Here is a 22,601-nt window from a genome sequence, read left to right as displayed (position 1 = left end):
ATCATTGCTTATCTAAAATCACAACAAATTAATCTTAATCAAAGCTGGCATAACCTTTGCATTATGTTGATTACCCATAGTAAAAGATGAGGAGTTACATAGATGAAATTAGTGACTGTTGTGATTAAACCTTTCAAATTAGAAGAGGTCAGAGAATCACTTTCAAATATTGGTATCACTGGATTAACTGTTACAGAAGTAAAAGGGTTTGGGCGGCAAAAAGGTCATGCCGAACTTTATCGGGGTGCAGAATATACTGTTAATTTTTTACCTAAAGTAAAAATAGAGTTAGCGATCAGTGACGATCAACTCGACGAAGCTATTACCACAATTTGTCAGGCAGCTTATACCGGCAAAATTGGCGACGGAAAAATTTTTGTTACGCCATTGATGCACGTTGTTCGGATCCGAACGGGTGAAACCGATGAGTTAGCACTATAAATAGGGATAATATTATGTTAAAAAAATTAAGTTTAGTGTTTGGATTATTGGTTTCTGGTTCAGTATTGGCAAATGAAGTTCCTATTGCTAATAAAGCGGATAATGGTTTTATGATTATTTGTACTGCACTGGTACTATTTATGTCCGTACCGGGTATCGCACTCTTTTATGGTGGATTATTACGTTCTAAAAACGTGTTATCCATGTTGTCACAAGTATTGGTTACTTTTTCATTAATCACCGTGCTTTGGATAACGTATGGCTATACCTTATCCTTTGGTCAAGGAAATTGGTTTTTTGGTAACTTCGACCATTTTTTATTAATTGGCGTGAAGATAACGGACTTGTCGGGAACGATTTATGAGCTGATTTGGATCGCTTTTCAAGGCTCTTTTGCCTGTATAACCTGCTGTTTAATACTGGGGGCTTTTGCGGAACGTATTCGTTTTTCAGCAGTATTAATTTTTATGGTAATTTGGTTTACATTCGCCTATATACCGATGGCTCATATGGTTTGGGGCGGGGGTATATTAGGGGATGAAGGGGCATTAGATTTTGCTGGTGGTACGGTGGTTCATATTAATGCTTCAGTTGCCGGATTAATTGGCGCCTATCTGCTTAAAAACCGTATCGGTTATAATCGTGAGCCCTTAAAACCTTTCAATTTACCTTATGTGTACTTAGGGGCAGCAATTCTTTATATTGGCTGGTTTGGTTTTAATGCGGGATCGGCAACACAAGCCGATGAGATTGCCAGCTTGGCTTTTATTAATACGGTCGCAGCAACGGCAGCCGCCGTTTTAGCGTGGACCATTGCCGAATGGGTATTGCGAGGTAAACCATCATGTTTAGGCGCTGCTTCAGGGGTTATTGCTGGATTAGTTGGCATAACGCCAGCCGCTGGATTTGTCGGCGTTGGTGGCGCAATGTTAATTGGTTTGATTTGTGGTTTTGCCGGTGTTTGGGGCGTATCTTCTCTTAAAAAAAGGTTAAAAATTGATGACACCTGTGATGTGTTTGGAGTACATGGCGTCTGTGGTATTGTAGGTTGTCTGCTAACAGGTATATTTACAGCAGAATCGTTAGGCGGCATTGGTTATGCCCAAGGCATGAATATGCTAAGCCAATTAGGTATCCAATTATTGAGTGTGATTACCTGTGTTGTTTGGACAGCTATTATCGCATTGATTGGTTATAAAATTGCCGATTTGTCAGTTGGATTACGTGTATCAGAAGAGCATGAACGTGAAGGATTAGATATTAACAGCCATGGTGAAAGTGCCTTTAACAGTTAGCACTGATAAATATTAGTATTTGTTCTAACAAACCTATTAAATAAATTACAGGGCTTATACCCTGTAATTTATTAGACCTAGTATTAATTATTGTTAAAACTATTTTTTAATCATCCCAAAGCATAATGGCATTATCTTCAGTTAAGATTAAAGGTGGAGCAAACAAATGTTCTTTTATTTGTGTTGGGATCACATCAACATCACTTAGATCAAGTTCAACATCTGGGTATACTTTAGCCATCTCTTTCAATCGAGTACCAAGTAATTCCTTTACTTTATTGGACTCTTTAGCCAAAGCTATCTCATCTTTTAACATACCGATTTGTTTCTCATGGTGTTCGGATTCAAATATTTCCCCAAATATAAATGAAAACTCTTTATTTTTACGAAAAGTATTTTTTTCGTTGTACTCTTTTTCTTTATACTCAGTATGATGTAATTTAAGCTCCTTAATACGTAATGCAATGATTTCATCTACGCAATCCGGATAATTTAGTTTAGAGTCTAAATAGCTTAAAGTATTTTGTTTTGTTACTGATTCACTGTTTTGTACTAAGGTAAATAATGGTTTTTTATGTGTCTTCATTCTATAACTTCCTTTCTATTTCAGGACAATAATATAACAATGTGTCGGACAATGAAAAAAACGATTGTTACTTGTTTTCTTAAGATACTTCTTGTTACGGCGCTACATCAGTATAAAATAACTAACTTCCAGTTTTTTTGTAATTTCCTTATAACAAGTCGATTAAATGCTATTCAACAATTAATAAATCAAGTTAAAAAATTATTATTTACTTTATTTTTACAAGACGAAAATTAAAATTTAATGCCTCCTGTCATTACTAATACACTTTATAATGGATAAAACTAACCAAGAACTTAACACTAATTTCGAATAAAAATACCAATAAAATTACCAATTCTGTTCGGCTAACTCGTTTTCATATCACTCTTTAAATCAAATTCAGCTTGATCTCCATAATGAGAAAATATCGACATAGGTATAAGCTTTCCTAAGAAAATAACTATATTGTTAAGCAAATAATTACTTAAACTGTCGAGATGATAGTGTTTTTCTGGAAATAATGTTGTGTTCGATATGATAATTTTATTTGGCTTAATAATTCCTTTTGTTACAGCCGCTTTTGGAGATGATTTCTCGTGATAAGAAGTACTTCTTACTAGTTGTTGATCACATTCCATTACGCCTATTTTTGTTAATACTTGAAAAAATAATTTTTGAGTTAAAACGGTTATTCTTCGTTTAGACCAAGAAAATATTGCCAATTTAACAAGACTAATCACTAAATGGTGGCTTAGTAGACGTTTTTCAAGGTCTTGAAACATCATAATCCTATTCCTCTATATTATTTTATTGATTTAAAAAATAAAAATGTAGAAACAAGTATAACAAATCAAACTATTAAGGTTACAAAAGTATAGAAATTGTTCATTGCAATAAAGATTGTGGAGGAATATGTTTAAATTAAACATAAAAAATGGATAAGACATTTTGCTAGACGCATTTAAATTTAATATTTATTCGATCTTATTCACTCTCACATTCTTATTAAAATATTAGGATGACTATATAGCAGTAACTTAAATTAACGGCTAAGTTGTCTAACCAATATTGAATACAACAAACTCATTACATTCATCTTAATTTTATCGATCACCATTCTTTTAAGCCGGTTTAACTCACTAAATAGGCTAATCAGACAAGATGAATGAATAACAATTCACGACAAAAACTTCAATCTACGTTATACTAATGATTAATTTAGTAAAAATTATAAATTTTGAATTAAAAATGCCGTCTTTTTAAGCTGTTAAATACTGTTATTATTAGATGTTTTTGATTAATATTTGACAAATGATAAATAAACAACTTAACATGAACTGGATTCATCTAAAAAAGTAATTTAAAACCAGCAAGTCCTTCTTTTCAATACTTGTCCTACATATTATTGTTTGTAAATGTAAAGATGAAAGTTGAAAAACAGCTAACTGAAGTTTGACCGTCGAAGTACAGGAGAATTACAGATGTATGATGAAAATAAATATTTGGCACAAAGCCGTATCGTTAATCGTTATCAATTAGCTAAACTACATACTTTTGAATCAGCAGCTCGCCATTTATCATTCGCTTTAGCCGCAGAAGAGCTTTGTATTAGCCCAAGTGCTGTCAGTCATCAAATCAATAAATTAGAAGATGAGCTAGGTTTTAAGTTATTTCAGCGTTTTCATCGTCGTATTGAATTGACTTATAATGGCAAAAATCTTTTTAGTGCAGTAAAAAATTCGCTTCGTAATTTGAATCAAGAAATTCTGGAAATAACGAATCAAGAGGCAGCTGGAACATTAACGGTCTATGCAAAACCGTCATTTACTCAATGTTGGTTAGTCCCTAAACTTGCTGAATTTACTCGGCAGTATCCGTATATCAGTTTGAATATTTTGTCCGGTAATGAAGTGAGTAATTTTAATCGTCATCATATTGACCTTGCCATCTATTTTGATGCGCTACGCTATGAAGAAGTTCGTTATGACCATTTGATGAATGAAACCATTATTCCAGTCTGTAGCCACGCTTATGCGCTTAAACAGGATTTATATGGTAATATGGATAAATTGACCAATTGTACTTTGTTGCATGACGGACAAGCTTGGGGACATGACTCCAACTTAGAAGAGTGGAAGTCATGGGCAAATAATTTTTCATTACCTTTTGAACTTAATGATATCCCCAAAATCATCTTTGATCGTTCTGATTTAGCTATTATTGCGGCTATTAACCATACCGGTATTGCCATGGGACGAAAACAGTTAATTAGTAAATATTTGGAAACGAAAGAGTTGGTTATGCCTTTTCCTGATATGGAATTATTATGTAAACAGCGTTATTACATTTTAAGACCACAAACCAAATATAATCCGAAAGCGGATATTTTTATTAAATGGCTTAAACGTTATGTTTAAGCCTTGATGTCAGAATTTGTATATATAAAGCGAATTAGTCTTATTCGTAAATTATAACACCGTTATGAGCCTTTCTTAAGGTTTTTCAGATTTAACAATGCAATGGCTGATAGAATAATGATGACGCCGATCCATTGCGTTAACAAGACAGATTCTTTCAAATAGAAATAAGAACAGGTCACGGCTATCGGAAGCTCAGCTGCCGATAATATCGCACTAAATGAAATGCCAATTTTTGGCATACCAACCGAAAATAAAAAGGGCGGTAAAACGGTTCCTAATAACGCCAATAAGAATCCTAATACATAAAGTGGGTCTGAAATACTGTATTTAAAAAAGAATAACGGTGGAAAAATTAAAAACGTAATAATACATGCACCCGTTATCATTAAGGCACTTTTTTCAAGCTTTGGTAAATCGTTACCCACATTACTACTGGTAGTGATAAAAAGGGAATACATTAAAGCGGCTAAAAATCCAAATAAACAGCCTGAAAAATTTAAATGAATGTCTTGATTAAGAACGCCTGCTGCTAAGCAACTACCGATGATGATAATGCCTACTGTCAAAAGTTGAACGCTACTGGGTTTATTTTTAAATATGACAAAATCAATAATGATACTGATCCATAAATATTGCATCAGTAGAATAATGGCTATTGATGCCGGAACTAATTGAACACACTGATAGTAGCAGATACCAACTAAGCCGGGAAAAATTCCAACAGCACACACTTTCCATTTTGGGGTAGAAGGAGAATGTTTAACAGGGGTTGCTTTGGGTTTATTTAAGCTTTTAACGATTAGGTGACTGCCCCATAGTATCAGCATACCCAAAAAACATTGCACACCGGTAACTTCACCTAATGTATATCCAGCTTGATAAGCGGTTTTTACAATAGAAGAGAGGACACCAAAACTACATGCCCCTAAAAAAACTAGAAAACTGCCTAAAAATTTTTCTTTCATATTTGAATCTCAATACTTTTGTAACAAAAAACTTCATCGATAATTTTCGATGTAAAACATAATCACAGGGGGATTAGCCCTGTCGTTTATTCAAGTTCATTAAATGAGTGATGATAATGAATACGAATTGATTCGATTTAGAAGATAAACATGTTGTTATAATCCATTATATGAGTTGACTATCCTATTGTTTAATCTGTTTATTGCTTGTATGGTCATCATGAAAACTAAAGTAAAACACGATAGCTAAAATGAGTGCATAAGACGCAAAAATTAACCATATTGCTTGCCAATCTTTTACATTATTATGGGTACACATATCGACAACTAAACCACTGATAATTGAACCTAAATAAGCCCCGACACCGTTTACCATAGTCATAAATAAACCTTGTGCGCTGGCTCGTATACTTGCATTAACCTCTTTTTCAAGAAAAATTGAACCGGAAATATTAAAGAAATCAAATGCACAACCATAAACAATCATGGATAACATGAGTAAAACAAAACCAAATGGTGTTGGATCACCAAATGCAAATAGTCCGAATCTTAAAGTCCAAGCGATTAAGCTTATCATTATGACCTTTTTTATCCCCAATTTTTTGAGAAAAAATGGGATAGTTAAGATAAAGGCAACCTCTGCCATTTGTGAAACTGAAGATAAAATAGCCGGGTACTGTGTAATTAGACTATTTTCAAATTGCGGAATCTTATTAAAATCACGCAAAAAGGTGGTACCAAAAGTATTGGTTATTTGCAAAATAGCGCCTACTAATACCGAAAATAAAAAAAACACCGCCATTGTCGGTTTTTTAAAAAGTACAAATGCGTCTAATCCTAATCGAGAATGCCATGACTGTTTTATTTTTTTATGAATCGTTATTTTAGGTAGTGTCGAACTGTAAATGACAAGTATGATTGATGCGATACTGGCTACATAGAGTTGTGCATGACTCTGTTCTAATTTAAGTAGGCTTATTATCCACATTGCAATAATAAAGCCTACGGTACCAAAAACCCTTATTTTAGGAAAAGTTTTTAATGAATCAATATTATTGTTGTCTAAACAGTGATAACTGATTGAATTCGATAAAGCGATAGTGGGCATAAATGCTAAAGCATTCGCTAACATTACCCAAAATAATGGATTAGGTTGAGTGATTGATGCTGCATAAAAAAGTGCAATGGCACAGATTGTATGACATAGCATGAAAAGGTATTTAGGTTGTAAAAATTTATCTGCAATAATGCCGATAATGCATGGCATGATTAATGCGGCAAGTCCCTTTGAACTAAACACTAATCCTATTTCAGTCCCTGAAAAATGGAGAGTATGACTCATATAAGAGCCAAAGGTAACCAGCCAGCTTCCCCAAATAAAGTATTGGAAAAACAACATTATTTTCAATCTATTGCTTATGTTCATTACAGATACCTACAAAGTAAACCCTTAATACAACATCAACACAATAAAACAGTAATTAAAAGCGTGCTATCGTTTTAGTAATTAATTGTAAAAACGTTGATTTTACACGTTCTGCTGTTTCAATCACTTCTTCATGCCCTAATGGTTGATCCAAAATACCACAAGCCATATTCGTTAAACAGGATATGCCTATCGTTTTAATTCCCGAATGATGAGCAATAATGGCTTCAGGCACAGTGGACATACCGACTGCATCTGCACCTAATACCCGAATCATTCTAATTTCTGCTGGTGTTTCATAAGTTGGCCCTGTCCACCAAGCATAAACGCCTTGGCGTAAGGTAATATTAAGTTCTTTGGCAACGTCTAAAACGGTTGCACGTAATTGTTTATTATAAAGTTCACTGACATCTAAAAAACGTACACCTAGTTCATCGTTGTTCGGGCCAATTAAAGGATTATTTGCCGTCAAATTAATATGATCAGTGATCAGCATTAAATCACCAGGATTAAAACTGGTATTCACTGCACCACAAGCATTGGTGATAATCAGTTTTTCAACGCCCAGCATTTTCATGACTCGCACCGGAAAGGTCACTTGATCTAACGAAAATCCTTCGTAGTAATGAAAACGTCCTTTCATGGCAACTACTGTTTTATCGCCGCTTTGACCAATAACTAACTCATTAGAATGTCCCACAGCAGCTGATTTTGCAAAATGAGGGATTGTGTCATAAGGAATATGAACTGCATCTTCAAGCGTATCGGCAAAAGGGCCTAATCCTGAACCTAATATAATACCAATAGATGGTTTTTTATTGGTTTTTTGTTGAATATAGTTGACCGCTTGTTGAATATCAGATGTTTGATGCATGGATGTATCCTTAAATTGTCTGTAGATGTTTGTAAGAATAAATTTTGATGAAGCTAATTCATCTTTTCAAGATTAATGTATTATTAATAAATTCATTTTGAGAATGTGTGATGGCGTTGTTATTTTTGGCACATTCTTAAAATCGCCGTAGTATGTCATATCTAAAAAAATAATTAATCATCTTTTTTTTAAAACGCGAAAAAGATCACATAAAAATTTATCGTTAAACTCGCATTGTTCACCTTTTAACGTATTCGGTGACTAGCTGAATAAATCACACCTTTATCATTTTTGAAAAAACCGATTAAGGTAAGATTACTTTTCTTGGCCATATCGACTGCCATCGAGGTTGCAGCGGATACTGCCATCAATATTTCAATTCCACAATGAATGGTTTTTTGTACCATTTCATAACTGGCTCGACTTGAAACAACAATAACACCTTGAGGAAAATTCGGATTTTTTTTAAGTTGTGTCGCTCGAAAGCCTAACAATTTATCCAATGCGACATGTCGACCTATATCTTCGAAACCGGCAATAAAATTACCTGCTAAATCAAGTAATATTGCAGCATGCGTACAACCCGTTTGTTCACCAACAGTTTGAACACGTTTTAATGCTGACAATGCTTGATTAAAATAGGATAACTCAATGAAATGAGTGGATGACAAGGTAGGCAAGATGTTACAGACTTGTTCAATCTGTTCCGTGCCACAAATACCGCAACCTGTTTGACCTGTTAAGTTCCGGCGCTTTTGTTTAAGCTCAAAAAATCGCCGTGAAGATAGCTCAATGTGCACTTCAAAACCATTTGTCACTTTGATAATGTCAATGCTGTAGATGTCATCTAGGGATTGAATAATACCTTCTGTTAATGAAAAGCCGATAGCAAAATAGTCAAGGTCTTTAGGGGTTGCCATCATGACAACATGTGAAATACCGTTATATACCAATGCAACAGGGGTTTCTATAGCTAAAACATCATGTTCTGAATTGATAGGTTGATTACTGTTAAATTTTTCAACGGTAATATGTTCTAAACCGATTGTCATAGACTTTCTCTGGCTATCTGTCTTTGATAAAACGTTATGGCTAAGTGATTAGCTATTATACGCTATCTGGATTTGTTGAAAATAGGGTATTAGCATACTTAAAAATAGTTGTAAGATAATTCATAATGCACTGATAACTTAACGCTAATACTTACTTATTATGATAAAATAGGTCACCATAATCAATTGAAAATTTGTGATGCAATTATGTCATTAAATGAAATTACACACACCATAATGCAATTTATTGAAAATCATCAAATCTGGGCTTTGCCCATTATATTTTTATTAGCATTTGGTGAATCGCTTGCCATTATTTCTTTAGTGGTTCCAGCAACGGCTATATTATTAGGTGTAGGTGCATTAATTGGAACAGGTACACTCTCTTTCGTACCGGTATTGATTGCTGCTTCGCTAGGAGCCATTTTGGGTGATTTAATTTCATATTGGTTAGGTAAACATTATCATCATCAAGTTATCCATTCTTGGCCACTTAAAAAGTATCCTAAATTGGTTTTTCGAGCAGAACAATTTTTTCAACGTTATGGCGCATTAGGGGTTTTTATCGGGCGTTTTTTTGGTCCGTTAAGAGCCGTAGTGCCGTTAGTTGCTGGCGCAATGCATATGCCAACAACTAAGTTTAATTTAGCTAACATCACCTCAGCACCGATATGGGCATTTGTTCTGTTAGCGCCAGGCGCCTTCGGCGTGCCTTGGTTAGAGACACTTTTTGGTTAAATGGTTCCTACAGTATAACTACGACGCCCACTTTTGCGACCCAGTGCCTCTAAATTGGTTTGTAATGGTGGAAAAGGGAGTGTCAGACCGTTTTCACGGTAGGCTTCTAGGATTAATTTATGGATTGCGCTTCGTAACACCATGCGATGTCCCATTTCAGCAGCAAAAACACGCAGTTCAAATAATTGAATACCTTCTTGAATATCCACTAAAAAAACTTGCGGTTCAGGGTCTTTAAGCACATATTCACATTTATCCGAGGCTTTTTGAAGTAATTCAATAACCAGATCACTATTGGCATCAATTGTAGCCGGGATAGTGAGTACAATTCGTGTAATAGAATCTGACAATGACCAGTTAACGAGTTGTTCGGTGATAAATGCTTTATTCGGCATCACAATCTCTTTTCGATCCCAATCAACAATAGTGATGGCTCGAGTGTTAATTTTGGTGATATTACCAGTCAGATCCCTGATTGTTACGGTATCGCCTATTCTGACTGGTTTTTCGAAAAGAATGATTAATCCCGAAATGAAATTTGCAAATATTTCTTGTAAACCAAAACCTAAACCAACACCAAGTGCCGCTATAAGCCATTGTATTTTAGACCAATCTATCCCAATAAATGAAAAGGCCATCATGGAGCCAATCATTAAAATGATATATTTTGATAAGGTTGATATTGCATAACTGGTGCCCGGTGCTAAATCTAAGTGTTGCAATATTCCCAATTCCAGTAATGCAGGTAGATTTTTAACTAATTGGACGGTAATTGTCATCACCAAAATAGCAATACATACCGCGCCTAAAGTAATATATTGTTCAACTTCGGTACCATTGATGATCGTGGTAGTTCCCCAAAGTTTGATATTATTCATAAATGCGAATGCTGAATGTAATTCAGACCAAAGTAAAATCATACTAATTAAAGCAATTAACATGATGATAGAACGTACAAGTTGTAAAGATTGTGCACTAATCACATCTAAATCGATAACAGGCTCATCGACGTTGTCAGCCAGATCTTCTTCGGGTGTTTTAGCGCGTTGCAGACGTTCAAGACGGCGTTGTTTAGTTCGTTCAAATTCGATACGCCGTTTTTGTATCCACATCCAGCGACGAATCATAAAATAGATAACGAGAAGTCCACACCAAATCACGACCGATGCTTCAAGACGACCTAATAAAACTTGTGCCGTTGATAGATAACCCAAACAAGCAGCAATAATGGCAAGCCATGGCGCACTAAGAAGTATTAGCCAAACGATACGGCTTAATAAATTTTCGCCCGATCCTTTTTTATCAATATAAAGTGGAACGCCTGCTCGGTGGATAGAGTTAGTCATAAACACTAACGCAAAGCAAAGAATGATAAACGCAATACGCCCAATAGTTGCGGCAAATTGACGATTACTGAACTGATCAAAGCTCATGACAACCATAACCAATGGTATGACAAGCCATACCGATAATTGATAATATTTCATGGCTGCACGGACTTTTTTAGATGACCAACCAAAATGACTAATAAACAAGCCGTTTTGTGATGCCAGATGTGCCGTGATGATAAATACCCATAAAATTGGAGCAGCAGCATTAACACCGTATCCTAACGCAACGGCAACAGGATAATCCCAGTTGAGTTGTAATGCATAGCCAAAGACTGCCCATAAAATAGGAATCGGTAAAGCCATTATTAAAGAATATATGACGACTTCTAAAGTTAATGAAAAGTTATCTTGCGTTACTTTACCCACACGGGAGGCAGATTTATTCAAAAATGCGTAATATTTTTTACGCATTTTAAAATGCACAACGACAAATAATATCGATAAAATCAGTAAAAAAAGTGTTTTCGGGGTCGTCAGTATTTGGATTCCCGCTTTATATAATTGTGAAAGCGAGTCGATCGAAAAAATGACATAATTGACGTCTTTAGCTAATTGTAACGGAAAACTCAATGATACGGGATTTACATCAGCAACCCAAAAGAAATATCGATGAGCAGCATCATTCACTTCGTCAATAGCATTAATTAATTGCTTATTGGCAATTTTTAATTTGGTTAATTCTAAAATCGTGGTATCTGTACCTGCGATTAACGTCTTAAGTAACTCGCTTTGTTCACGTAATAGACGGCGATATTGCGAGCCTTGTTTTCCAGCGTTAATTTGATTAGATAAATTTGGATAATTATCCAAATTTTTAAGAACATTACTGTAATTAAGTTGTTGAACTTTGGCTTTGGCTATCTCTGCGTCGAGCGCTAAAGATTTTGGTTTTTCAGGTAAACGTAATAATTGTTGACGTAATGTTTCACCTAATGCCGTTGAAAAGCTTAGCCACTCTCCTTGTTCATCGAGAGTAGCTAGGGTATTTTGAACATGAGAGATTTGCGTTGATATATTTGTTTGTTCGTTAATTATACTGGTTAAATGAATCTTTTGGCTTTCCATATTTTGGCGAAGATCTTCATTAGTCTCGTTGAGTTTATCAACGATTTCAGTAAGTTGTTGAACATCATCAATAGTCGTTATTTTTTCTTCAGCGAATAGGGTTGAAGAAAAAACCATTAATAAAAAACATAACAATCCACGCATCCACATATTGTTAAATCCTTTCAGCTAATTTTTGACCTACACGTGTTACATCCCCAACTTTAAGATTGTTTGAAAATTCAATCGCATTTGAAGCAAATAATGTAATAACGGTTGAACCTAATTTGAAACATCCCATGTCTTGACCTTTGCTGAGTTTAATTTCATCAGAATATGTCCAACGTTTCATGATTCCTTCACGTGGTGGTGTGATTATTCCAGCCCAATCTACTTCAATACTTCCGACGATCGTAGCCCCGACTAATATTTGTGCCATTGGCCCCAATTCTGTTTCAAAAAGGCATATAACACGTTCATTACGCGCAAAAATATTCGGAATGCTTTCTGTTGTGGCTTTACTGACTGAAAAAAGTGAACCAGGCACATAGATCATCTCGCGTAATGTACCGTCACATGGCATATGGAAACGGTGGTAATTTTTGGGCGATAGATAGGTGGTGGCATAAGATCCATTTTGGAAGTACTTAATCATATCTGGATGACAAGCAACCAAAGATTCGAGTGAATAAAAATGTCCTTTTGCTTGTAATAATTGGCTATCTTGAATTGTACCAAATTGGCTTAATACGCCGTCGGCGGGCATGATAATTGAATTTTCAGCCGTATCAATTTCGCGAGCATCTTCTTTTAATTCCCGCGCAAAAAAGTCATTAAATGTTTTATAGTCTGCGGCATTAGTGAGCTTTGCTTCACTTAAGTCGACTCGATATAACTTACAAAAGCCTTTAATCATCCATGTTGTGACTTTTCCCAACTGTTTTTTGGCTAACCATCCAAAGATAATTGTTAAAAACTGTTTTGGAAGAAGATACTGAATAATTGCTTTAAGCTGATTTAACATAAGTCACTCTCAAATTATTGTAAAAATAGGTCATTATAACAATAATTATTATGAAAGTATAAAACGAACTAAAAACAAAACTGAAGCCTTATTGTTTATTTGCTTTATTATGAGTAATAAAATGATCGTTTTTGCATGGATTAAGAAAACATATTTGAACTTAACCAGACGTTTTATTTAAAGCCTCAAGCAGGATGAGCTATTACGCATTTAAATAAAAATTTGCTAATGAATATTGATGGATGCTGGGGTAAATTCGCTGTCAATTTAAAACAGTTATTGATGAAATAGTTAAAAGTTAAAAGGTTAAAATATTCATGTTAATTTAGTTGATGCTTTTAAAAAATGCCTTTTTTTGCGTTCATCATTTAGTTAAAAAAATGACTGTAATTTTTATTATAAACTCAATTGCAACCTCATTTTGACATGCGTCAATATAAACAACTTATCTTTTCTAAAATGATTTTTGGGAATTATTGTGATTATCTAAATTAAATAATTGTTAATGAATTAACATAATCTATACATAAATAAATAATTATTTACAATCATTAGAGTTTGATATTAAATTCTATTTATAAAAAAAGTAAATATTTTTTTATAGCATATAAAATTTGGATATTAAGTTGTCATTACTGATTCATTTTTCTCAATATCAATAAAATTTTTTTATTTGAGTTAAAAATATCATGTAAATAAAAATAGGTAATGTAGTATTCAGTGCAAAGTAAAAAATAAATATCAATCAGTTGGTTATAGTTTTAAGAGGTAAGTTGAAAAAAAACATAAAGAATTTAAGTGTTATGACCGATATATAAATAAGCTTAAGGCAAGATGGAAATTTTGTGTTTTACACAAAATTAATTGATGGGATTAAATGAGAGTTGTTTTAAATATGGATCAAAAATATAGATTAAAGTGGAATGTTGCACTACAACGTTGGATTATGACTTCGGAAGTATTACGACATGGAAAATCAAAATTTAAAAAAATATTAGTATTAACAGCATTAATGGGCGCTCCCTATATTTCTTATGCTGATTGTTATGCCGGTAACAAAGCGTATGCTAACCAAGGCTCAACATGTGAATTTTCAAACGGTGATTACTACGGAACTAATTTATCACGCATTGAAGGTGAAAATACAACAGCAATATTTACCGCTGATAAGGTAAAAATGATAAGCCCTTCTTATTCAAGTAATCACACGCTAGCGATAGGTGGCGGTAATGGCGGACCTCAAGTAGAAGGCGGGACAACAATATTTAATGGTGATTTGGAAATTATTACCGGTAATAAAGTTTCTCGTGGTATTTATATGTACAATAAGGGTACCCTTTTAATTAAAGGTGATTTAACGATAACTAAAAAAACCCCTACTGGTGCACCACTGGAAGTTGTAAAAGATAACAATGTGGTAACGGTCAATGGTGTTGCAACGTTTAACACTGATGGAGCAGATGCGATACGTAATGGTGGAAACATTACCTTTAATAATGATTTAATCATTAATAACAGTCAAGTCAGTGGTATTGGAATCAGCCTAGGCAACAAAGATGGAAATGAAAAATATTCTGGTAATCTAACATTAAATAAAAATACGACAATTACTACTGCAGGAAAGGGTATCCATTTATGGTACGGAACCTTAACGAATAATGGAATTATCACCTTAAATTCAAATAATGATGTATCAATAGTCCATGCAGCTGTCATGGGTGATGATACGACAACATTTAACAATAATGGAACACTTAGAGCTGATCCCGCTTCGACATCAATTGAACATATGTTTATTCATGAAGGAACAGGAACGTTTATTGTGAATAATAGCAATAATGGGGATCTTTCTTTTGAAAAAGGTTCATTATTTAAAAATATCACACCAGGTACAATTAATATTAATAATGCAGGTAAACTTAGCGGAACAATGGATGCTAATGTAGGTATTATAAATCTTGATAATAGTGGTCAATGGTATATTAATGGCGACTCAAATTTAAATAATGTCATAAATTCAGGTCTCATTTCATTTGCTCATAAATCACCAACTGAATTTCATATTATGGATGTGAAGGGTGATTATGTTGGAAAAAAAGGTATCGTGAAAATGCGTACTGTATGGGGAGCTACTGATAATGAAAGCGATAAAAATATTCAATCTGATACAATAAAAATTGCCGGTTCAGCTAAAGGGCATACCGTTGTTGTTCCTGTTTCTAATGATGGTAAAGAGAATATTATTGATGGTGATATAAAATCAATCACTAAAGCGATAAATACAACGCCTGTCATTTATGTTGCCGAAAGTAATAACGAAAAAGCCTTTAGTGGTACAGCAAAAACGAATGGCGTTGTTGAGTTTCAGTTAGCCAAACGCACAACAGAGAGTGGCGATGAATACTTTTGGACTATGGCAGCTAATTCGAAATCAGGCAAAGATGCTCAAAATGCTAAATTTGATAAGTTAATTTACGCAAATCCAGTGTCAGGTTATACATTGATGCCTCGTGTCAATTTAGAACAAGGGTATTCTAGTATAGCCAGCTTCAGAGAACGTCGAGGTGACATAACTTGTTATGATTGTAGTGAAATTAATGGAAATCATTCTTGGGGACGTTTTTTTGGGAAACATCATAAACAAGATGGTAAACAACGTTTAAATCTTGATACAAATATTTATGGTTTACAAATTGGTCATGATTTTTTTGTTAAACAGACAGATAGTCAAGATGTCATGATGTTAGGTGCTTATTTTGCCTATAGTAATGCCAATACTGATTTTTCAGATAAATATCATGCAAAAGATGGCGTTATCACACATGATAAAAAAACAGGTAATGGTAAATCAGAAAGCTTTAGTTTTGGCTTAACGAACACTTACTATACCCAAGGTGGGAGTTACTTAGATTTAGTAGGTCAATTATCTTATTTAACTAACAAATATCATGCTAAAAATAGCCATAATCCAGATAGTCAACATGGTTGGGCTGCTGCTGTTTCTGCTGAAGTTGGGCACGCTATTTCAGTGTTTGATAAAAATTGGTCAATAGAACCACAAGCACAATTGATTTACCAATATATCAATTTAAGTCACTTTAAAGATGGTATTCGTCATGTTGATCAAAATGGACAAGACGGTTTACGTAGTCGTTTAGGCTTAAAGTTATCCTATCATGATGATAACCAATTTAGTCAACGCAAATCTTTTTATGTTATTGGAAATTTATGGCATGATTTCGTGAATCCAGAAAAAACCAATATTGGTCGTAATCATATCAACGAAAAGTTTGCACGAACTTGGGGAGAAATGGGTATCGGTATGCAGTTACCTATAGTGACCAACATGAATCTGTATAGTGATGTTCGATATGAACATAACTTTGGTAGTACTCATCGTCAAGGTCTATCAGGGAATGTTGGAATGATGATCCGTTGGTAGTATGGAATATTAACGATTAATAATTAATAATAAAAAGGATCGTACATCATTGGTTTTATAATGTTGTACGATCCAGTAAAGTAAAATTTAAAACGATTTAACACCGCTAAATTTGTCTTCTATCCTTCATATCCTAAACAACAGTATAAATAGATTACTCTTACCGATTGCATAGCCTATAACTTAGGTTAAATTGACATTTTTTAATATTACATCGTTTTGTCTGTCATTATTGGTCATTGTTAACCAATTTTGATGACGTCAATAAGCCATTTTTTAAGGCTAATCTTAGTTCAATTAATTATAGAAAATTAAGCGTTGAATATTCTGCCACATAAATTCAACATTACTTTCATGTGGCAGAATAGATTGATGATAATTACCAGTTTATTTTTAAACCGATGTTACCACGAAAACTTTGATGTTTACTGCCACCAAAATTGTGTTCGTAGCGGACATCACCATATAGTTCACTTTGGGTAGTAATTGGAATATTTAAACCTAAACCAATTTCTCCCCAAGTTTTATTGAACTTCTCGCTAAGTTTATCATGTCCAATTTTTACATCATCAGGGCTAAAGAAATCATGCAAGATATTTACAATACCATATACTGACGTTTTTTGGTCTTCTGTATCTGTTGCATTATACGCAAACATGACACCAACACGACCACGTAATGTATCAGGATTATTCTGATCGACATGGCGAATATGATCATTAAAACTGTCAAGTTTCAAATACTGATATGTCAGTTGTGCTTGAGGTTCAATAGACCAATTCGTTCCACTTAATGGAATTGAATGACCTGCTTCAGCCGATAGCGCTACACCCCAACCATCTTGAGTGGATGGATTTTTACCTGTGCGAGCATTATATTTGTTGCGTAGATAAGATAATTGACCGACTAAGTCAACATAAGTGCCAGTACCGGTATAGTAGGTATTAGTGATACCCAAGCTAAAGTTATCTGATTCGCCTTTCCCTGTTTTTTTGTTACTGATGAGGATACCGTCTTTAGTACGATATTTATCAGAAAAATCAGTTTTAGCTCTGTTGTAAGACAGATAACCACCAAATAAATTCAGACCATTATTTTCCAACGATGTGATGGCGAAGTCGTGCCCAATTTGGAAACCATAGATATTGGTCTCAAAATTGAGGCGATGTTCACCATCTTGTTTTTGATGTTTACCAAAAATTCGAGCCCAAGTATTTTGACTATCGTCAGTAGCACAGTTCAAGCAATAGATATCTCCACGACGTTCCCTTAAATTAGCTAACGTTGTGTATCCTTGTTCAAAGTTGACACTCGGCATAAGTGCATAAGCCGCAATTGGATCGGCATAAATAGTTTTATTGGTTTCGACAAGTGATTTGGTTCTTGCTTTCATTGTCCAATAGTATTCATCTCGATTATCGACGGTACGTTTAGCTAACTGAACTTCTGTCAATCCGGTCGTTTGAGCTTTACCCGTAAAGGCAACTTCTGATCCGCTATTAGCAACATTGACAACTAAAACACTATTTAAACTTTTTTCAATTTGCTTTATATTACCATCAATAATGCGTTCTGTACCATCAGCAGATAATGGAACGATGGTCGTTGTGCCTTTAGCTGTTCCACTTATATTTAAAACATCTGACTTGATGCTACTATTATTTGGGTCGTCTGAAGCATTCCATATAGTATGCATTTTCACTGTACCTTGATCACCAACATAATCACCGGCAATATCAATTGAATAGAATTCGCTTGCACTACGGTTAAGCGATGTTGGGTGTTTAAAGTGAATGGTTCCGGCATTTTTGACATTGGTGAGAGTAGAATGTTCAGTGATTTCCCAAAGACCTGAGTTATTTAAATTAATGCTACCATTTCCGGTTTCTATCTTGCCATACAAATTACCAGCATTATTAACGACGATAGTTCCCGTAGATGTGTTGGTAAAAAGATTACCATTGTTAGCATTCAATACACCCGTTTTCGCATTGTTAATTTCTAACGTACCTGTTTTATCATGACTAACAATAGATTGAATATTATCAATTTTACTGGTATCTAATGTTCCAGCATTATTAAATACCGCTTTTTTGCCAGATTCGACAGTACTATGTATCGCTGCCGTATCCGTCACGGATTCAATAGTCAATTTACCTAAATTAGATAGTGAACCACCATCGAGAATAATGGCTTTATAACCTTGCGGAGATTTAATATTTGTATTTTTTAATATTAAATTTCCACCTGTTTGATAAATAGCGCTTGATTCTGTCGTGGTTATGTCTAATTGTGAATCATCTGCGGCAATGATGTTTCCTCCGCTAAGATGAATACCGTTGCCCAATTGGGTATTGATAGTGGTTTGTTGATTCAAATTAACTGTACCATTTTCAACATGAATACCGTGAGTAGCATGTTTAGCATTAAGCGTGGTATTTTTGGCTAAGTTGACAGTACCGTTTGTAACTTTAATTAAATTACCATTATTCGCATTTGAACTGATATTTAATTGGTCGGCTTTATCACTATTGATTGTGCCACCATTAATATTGAGACCATCGCCCATTTCGGTAAAAATAGTCGTTTGTCGGTTAAGGTTTAATTTACTATTACCACCCATAGTTATACCATTACCGGCGCCTTTTGCAGTAAGGGATGTTTTGCTCGCTAAATTAATTTCTCCCAAATCTTGCAGTTTTATGACATCACCGTTACCGGTATCCGTATTATTGGAATTGACGCTATTGGTGGTTGCGTTAAGTTCGGAACCAAAAGACGCTTTCCCTTGTCCTGAGACATATAATGAAGTGCCTGATGCATAATGTTGATTCCCTGCACCATATGATTCAATTGTGGTTATACCATCAATATTCATTTCACCACCATAAATATCGATGGCGTTATGGCTAGCACCGCTTAATTTATTTGATTCTACACCCAGATTACCTTTCACATGAATCGAACCAGAAGTTTGAACAATTCCTTTTCCTTCTTTCATATTAATATTTAGATCATTATGAAATGTAGTGTCACCTGCGCTGTTTTTTAAACCAACATAATTTGCTTCAATATTGACGTTTTTCTCAAAATTTAAGATTCCCCCTAATTGGGTATCATTTAATTCCGAACCATTACGAATACCGTCACCATTCGATTTTATATTGGTTTCTCCTTTTACCGTGATGCGTGCTGAGTTTGCCTTCGTCAAAGACACGTCGATCGGGGCACCCGTTTCAAATTCGGTTTGTGACTGATCATTTTTATCGGGCCAGAAATCGGTGTGATTGATGTTTAAATTACCATTAACCACTAATTCACTATTGTCCCCTAATAAAATACTACTTGGTCGGTATTGTTTTTTTGTAGCATCTGGTGGTAAAGTTTGAGCGTTAAGATTAATCGTTAAATCGCCGTCAACGGTCACCGTTCCGCCTAAATTTGGACGATTATTTACTGGGTCTTGCTTAGGATAAGGTTCTGTCGTCCCAACGACCAAAGCATGATTTTGGTTTTTGCTGGTAATGGTCACTTTACCGTTAGTTGGATTAAAAGTCAGTTTACCGCCGTTATCAACAGTAATGACTTTATTATCTTGCCCTTTAGTTTCAATGCCCGTATAGCTGTCATCAGTAAGTTCACAGTTACTACCATTGACATTTATTTGGTTTTGAACATTGATTGAGCAAGGACCAGCTAATGCATTAGCGGAAAGCGAAGCCAATGCTGTTACTGCTAACAATTTTGAACTTTTCGTTTTCCCTTTTTTTGCCAGCTCTGAAACAACAACCCATTGTCGTTTAGAGGTGTGCCAGACTATTTTGTAAACTTTATTCATATTTTCATCCTTTTAAGGTATTTCTTAGTCAACTTTGTTAGAAATCAAGCCAACAAAGTTTTTTTTATAATTAGATCTTATTACTTGTCTTTAACGGGTTGCGTAAAAATTATCCTAACAATATTTACATTTAAATAATAATTTGATGTGAATTATGTATCTAAATTGATTTTATTGTCAGGAACTCGTTAAAGGCGATTAATTCTATTCTTATTCGATTAATAAGTATATATAAAAATCATCTTTTTATGATCATAATTTGATCAGTGAAATTAGTGGTTAAAATCAAAAATTAAATTTTTGTTAAAATGTGTAAGTGTGCATTTCGACCCGTGATTAGGGATTAATATTATTTCGATAGGCATCGGGTTAACATTAAAAAATAATGCTAATCCCGATGAAATAAAATTAAGTGAAGTGTCTTCAACTAGTAAAAAAGAAATATTTAAAGTTCTTTTAGGATTTATTAACAGGCAATATTCATCTCATGTCACTGACTGACCCCATTCTATTTTTACGTTGTCAAATAAAAAATAATAAATTATTAACAATAAAAACAGGGATTAATATGCCAATTGACCATTTCATATACCCAAAAAAACTAGGCATCTCGATTTGATTTTGGGTCGCAATACTTTTAACCATAAAGTTAGGTGCATTACCAATATAGCTTAAAGCCCCCATAAAAACAGACCCCATAGATACGGCTAACAAGGTCTTTTCAAGCGAAGTCATTAATATTGTTGCATCACCCGATGCTAAATTAAAAAAGACAAGGTAAGTTGGTGCATTGTCTAAAAAGCCTGATAGGAGCCCGGAAAGCCAAAAATACATACTATTAATGGGGTGCGCTTGTTGATTATTGACTAACGAAACTAGTGGTGATAACGCTCCGTCACTGCCTGCTTTTAAAATGGCTAGAACTGGTACGATTGTAATAAATATACCAATGAATAGTTTAGCTACTTCAATAATAGGTTCCCAATTAAACTCATTAGCTGCGCGAATGTTTTTCGGAGTTATGCAAATGGAAATTAGGGTGATAATGATAAAAACGCCATCTCGGACAAGGTTAGGTAAACTTAGATGTGTCCCGAATAGCGTTATCTCTATAGAAGAATGCCATATTCCAGATAATAGAACCATTGCAATAATCAGGATTAACAGTAACACATTATTTAATCCATAAAACTTTATGGAACTGTTATTTTTGGGCATTGTGGCTAAATGTTGCTTTCCGTATTGTAATTGGAAATAGTGGCGATCAATGAAATAAAAAATCGTGAGTAATAGTGTTGAGGTTAACAATACCGGTAATAACATATGGCTCATTGTCCAGAAAAAATCGACACCTTTTAAAAAACCGATAAATAGTGGCGGATCACCAAGTGGTGTCAATCCTCCTCCTATATTAGCCACTAAAAAAATGAAGAAGATAATAATGTGAACGGCTTGTTTTCGATTGCGATTGGCTCTGATAAGGGGGCGTATCATTAGCATGGCAGCTCCAGTTGTTCCCATGATTGAAGCTAATAAAGTGCCCAATGCTAATAAGCATACATTTAATTTTGGGGTACTGACTATTTCACTTTTAATTAAAATACCACCTGATACGGTAAACAGCGCCAGCAATAACAGAATAAAAGGGAGATATTCAGCGAATATTGCATGAGTAGTTAGCTCAAGAGTTGATTGCCACCCAAAAAAATAACATGCTGATCCCATAAAGAGCAACGTCCAAAAAATGGTGATCTTGCCATAATGATGATGCCAAATTCGGGGGATCAATAATGGTAACAATGCTATCGACAACAAAATACCAACAAATGGGATACCCCAACAGAGTGATAGATGTTGACCACTAAAATCATCAGCATACAAGTCGAAAGGGATGAAGGTTAATATAATCAGTGGTGCGAGTGATATTTTAATTAATTGTTTCATTAGATCTATTTTAATTATTTATTTATCACCTATTATAACAAATATTTTAAAGGTAATAATGATTGCTGATTGCTGATTGCTGATTGCTGATTGTTGTATCCGTTACTGTGCTGAAAAGTTTGAATATATGCTATGTTAA

At 34.4% G+C, this 22,601-nt stretch carries 15 protein-coding genes; 5 read left to right on the top strand and 10 right to left on the bottom strand.

Annotated features, from left to right (window positions below; translation table 11 throughout):
• Nucleotides 1-102 precede the first annotated feature (102 nt).
• Together glnK and amtB are read left to right on the top strand one after the other, a co-directional pair.
• Nucleotides 103-441 (top strand): P-II family nitrogen regulator, encoded by a 339-nt coding sequence (gene glnK / locus ACGH6R_RS02920; RefSeq protein ID WP_220216771.1) that lies wholly within the window; start codon nt 103-105, stop codon nt 439-441.
• 14 nt (nt 442-455) lie between these two features.
• The gene (gene amtB, locus ACGH6R_RS02915) at nt 456-1,736 is read left to right on the top strand and encodes an ammonium transporter AmtB (RefSeq protein ID WP_411598858.1); all 1,281 of its coding nucleotides are present in this window, start codon (nt 456-458) and stop codon (nt 1,734-1,736) included.
• A gap of 106 nt (nt 1,737-1,842) precedes the next feature.
• On the opposite strand, the gene ACGH6R_RS02910 is transcribed toward amtB, so the two are convergent.
• Together ACGH6R_RS02910 and ACGH6R_RS02905 are read right to left on the bottom strand one after the other, a co-directional pair.
• Complete coding sequence (locus ACGH6R_RS02910; RefSeq protein WP_267351326.1) at nt 1,843-2,322, bottom strand: hypothetical protein; 480 nt, start codon at nt 2,320-2,322, stop codon at nt 1,843-1,845.
• 347 nt (nt 2,323-2,669) lie between these two features.
• On the bottom strand, nt 2,670-3,089 hold the full coding sequence (locus ACGH6R_RS02905; protein WP_267351328.1) for a hypothetical protein: 420 nt from the start codon (nt 3,087-3,089) through the stop codon (nt 2,670-2,672).
• A 696-nt stretch (nt 3,090-3,785) separates the two neighbouring features.
• Between ACGH6R_RS02905 and dsdC the strand changes: the two genes are divergently transcribed.
• Entirely contained in the window at nt 3,786-4,721 is a 936-nt protein-coding gene (gene dsdC, locus ACGH6R_RS02900) for a DNA-binding transcriptional regulator DsdC (RefSeq protein ID WP_411598857.1), read from the top strand.
• 62 nt (nt 4,722-4,783) lie between these two features.
• Here the strand turns inward: dsdC and ACGH6R_RS02895 are convergent, their stop codons facing one another.
• The 4 genes from ACGH6R_RS02895 to fdhD form a co-directional block, all read right to left on the bottom strand.
• Nucleotides 4,784-5,689: an EamA family transporter gene (locus tag ACGH6R_RS02895; protein WP_411597224.1), complete on the bottom strand. Its 906-nt coding sequence runs from the start codon at nt 5,687-5,689 to the stop codon at nt 4,784-4,786.
• 184 nt (nt 5,690-5,873) lie between these two features.
• Nucleotides 5,874-7,115 (bottom strand): nucleoside permease, encoded by a 1,242-nt coding sequence (locus tag ACGH6R_RS02890; protein WP_411598856.1) that lies wholly within the window; start codon nt 7,113-7,115, stop codon nt 5,874-5,876.
• Between the two features lie 55 nt (nt 7,116-7,170).
• Nucleotides 7,171-7,989 carry a purine-nucleoside phosphorylase gene (locus tag ACGH6R_RS02885; protein WP_411598855.1) on the bottom strand — a complete coding sequence of 273 codons (819 nt, stop codon included), beginning with the start codon at nt 7,987-7,989 and terminating at the stop codon, nt 7,171-7,173.
• A 245-nt stretch (nt 7,990-8,234) separates the two neighbouring features.
• The gene (fdhD, locus tag ACGH6R_RS02880) at nt 8,235-9,041 is read right to left on the bottom strand and encodes a formate dehydrogenase accessory sulfurtransferase FdhD (RefSeq protein WP_411598854.1); all 807 of its coding nucleotides are present in this window, start codon (nt 9,039-9,041) and stop codon (nt 8,235-8,237) included.
• Nucleotides 9,042-9,248: 207 nt separating this feature from the next.
• Here fdhD and ACGH6R_RS02875 point away from each other — a divergent pair, with 207 nt between their 5' ends.
• Entirely contained in the window at nt 9,249-9,779 is a 531-nt protein-coding gene (locus ACGH6R_RS02875) for a DedA family protein (RefSeq protein WP_411598853.1), read from the top strand.
• Here ACGH6R_RS02875 and mscM read toward each other — a convergent pair.
• Together mscM and asd are read right to left on the bottom strand one after the other, a co-directional pair.
• Nucleotides 9,776-12,385 (bottom strand): miniconductance mechanosensitive channel MscM, encoded by a 2,610-nt coding sequence (gene mscM, locus ACGH6R_RS02870; protein WP_411598852.1) that lies wholly within the window; start codon nt 12,383-12,385, stop codon nt 9,776-9,778. The two genes, ACGH6R_RS02875 and mscM, sit on opposite strands and share 4 nt — an antisense overlap.
• A gap of 4 nt (nt 12,386-12,389) precedes the next feature.
• The gene (asd, locus tag ACGH6R_RS02865; protein WP_411598851.1) at nt 12,390-13,238 is read right to left on the bottom strand and encodes an archaetidylserine decarboxylase; all 849 of its coding nucleotides are present in this window, start codon (nt 13,236-13,238) and stop codon (nt 12,390-12,392) included.
• A gap of 895 nt (nt 13,239-14,133) precedes the next feature.
• Between asd and ACGH6R_RS02860 the strand changes: the two genes are divergently transcribed.
• Entirely contained in the window at nt 14,134-16,680 is a 2,547-nt protein-coding gene (locus tag ACGH6R_RS02860) for an autotransporter outer membrane beta-barrel domain-containing protein (protein WP_411598850.1), read from the top strand.
• Nucleotides 16,681-17,059: 379 nt separating this feature from the next.
• Here ACGH6R_RS02860 and ACGH6R_RS02855 read toward each other — a convergent pair whose 3' ends face one another.
• Nucleotides 17,060-20,518 (bottom strand): autotransporter outer membrane beta-barrel domain-containing protein, encoded by a 3,459-nt coding sequence (locus tag ACGH6R_RS02855; RefSeq protein ID WP_411598849.1) that lies wholly within the window; start codon nt 20,516-20,518, stop codon nt 17,060-17,062.
• A gap of 522 nt (nt 20,519-21,040) precedes the next feature.
• Nucleotides 21,041-22,462 (bottom strand): sodium:proton antiporter, encoded by a 1,422-nt coding sequence (locus tag ACGH6R_RS02850; protein ID WP_411598848.1) that lies wholly within the window; start codon nt 22,460-22,462, stop codon nt 21,041-21,043.
• Nucleotides 22,463-22,601: the final 139 nt, after the last annotated feature.

This window comes from Gilliamella sp. CG13, assembly GCF_046635805.1.
GTDB classification, from domain to species: domain Bacteria; phylum Pseudomonadota; class Gammaproteobacteria; order Enterobacterales; family Orbaceae; genus Gilliamella; species Gilliamella apicola_I.
Note: the sequence above shows the minus strand (reverse complement) of the source record. Positions and strands in the feature narration are given on the sequence as shown.

Coding starts and splice junctions, on each gene's coding strand:
- glnK (WP_220216771.1), top strand. CDS start 103: ATGAAATTAGTGACTGTTGTGATTAAACCTTTCAAATTAGAAGAGGTC.
- amtB (WP_411598858.1), top strand. CDS start 456: ATGTTAAAAAAATTAAGTTTAGTGTTTGGATTATTGGTTTCTGGTTCA.
- ACGH6R_RS02910 (WP_267351326.1), bottom strand. CDS start 2,322: ATGAAGACACATAAAAAACCATTATTTACCTTAGTACAAAACAGTGAA.
- ACGH6R_RS02905 (WP_267351328.1), bottom strand. CDS start 3,089: ATGATGTTTCAAGACCTTGAAAAACGTCTACTAAGCCACCATTTAGTG.
- dsdC (WP_411598857.1), top strand. CDS start 3,786: ATGTATGATGAAAATAAATATTTGGCACAAAGCCGTATCGTTAATCGT.
- ACGH6R_RS02895 (WP_411597224.1), bottom strand. CDS start 5,689: ATGAAAGAAAAATTTTTAGGCAGTTTTCTAGTTTTTTTAGGGGCATGT.
- ACGH6R_RS02890 (WP_411598856.1), bottom strand. CDS start 7,115: ATGAACATAAGCAATAGATTGAAAATAATGTTGTTTTTCCAATACTTT.
- ACGH6R_RS02885 (WP_411598855.1), bottom strand. CDS start 7,989: ATGCATCAAACATCTGATATTCAACAAGCGGTCAACTATATTCAACAA.
- fdhD (WP_411598854.1), bottom strand. CDS start 9,041: ATGACAATCGGTTTAGAACATATTACCGTTGAAAAATTTAACAGTAAT.
- ACGH6R_RS02875 (WP_411598853.1), top strand. CDS start 9,249: ATGTCATTAAATGAAATTACACACACCATAATGCAATTTATTGAAAAT.
- mscM (WP_411598852.1), bottom strand. CDS start 12,385: ATGTGGATGCGTGGATTGTTATGTTTTTTATTAATGGTTTTTTCTTCA.
- asd (WP_411598851.1), bottom strand. CDS start 13,238: ATGTTAAATCAGCTTAAAGCAATTATTCAGTATCTTCTTCCAAAACAG.
- ACGH6R_RS02860 (WP_411598850.1), top strand. CDS start 14,134: ATGGATCAAAAATATAGATTAAAGTGGAATGTTGCACTACAACGTTGG.
- ACGH6R_RS02855 (WP_411598849.1), bottom strand. CDS start 20,518: ATGAATAAAGTTTACAAAATAGTCTGGCACACCTCTAAACGACAATGG.
- ACGH6R_RS02850 (WP_411598848.1), bottom strand. CDS start 22,462: ATGAAACAATTAATTAAAATATCACTCGCACCACTGATTATATTAACC.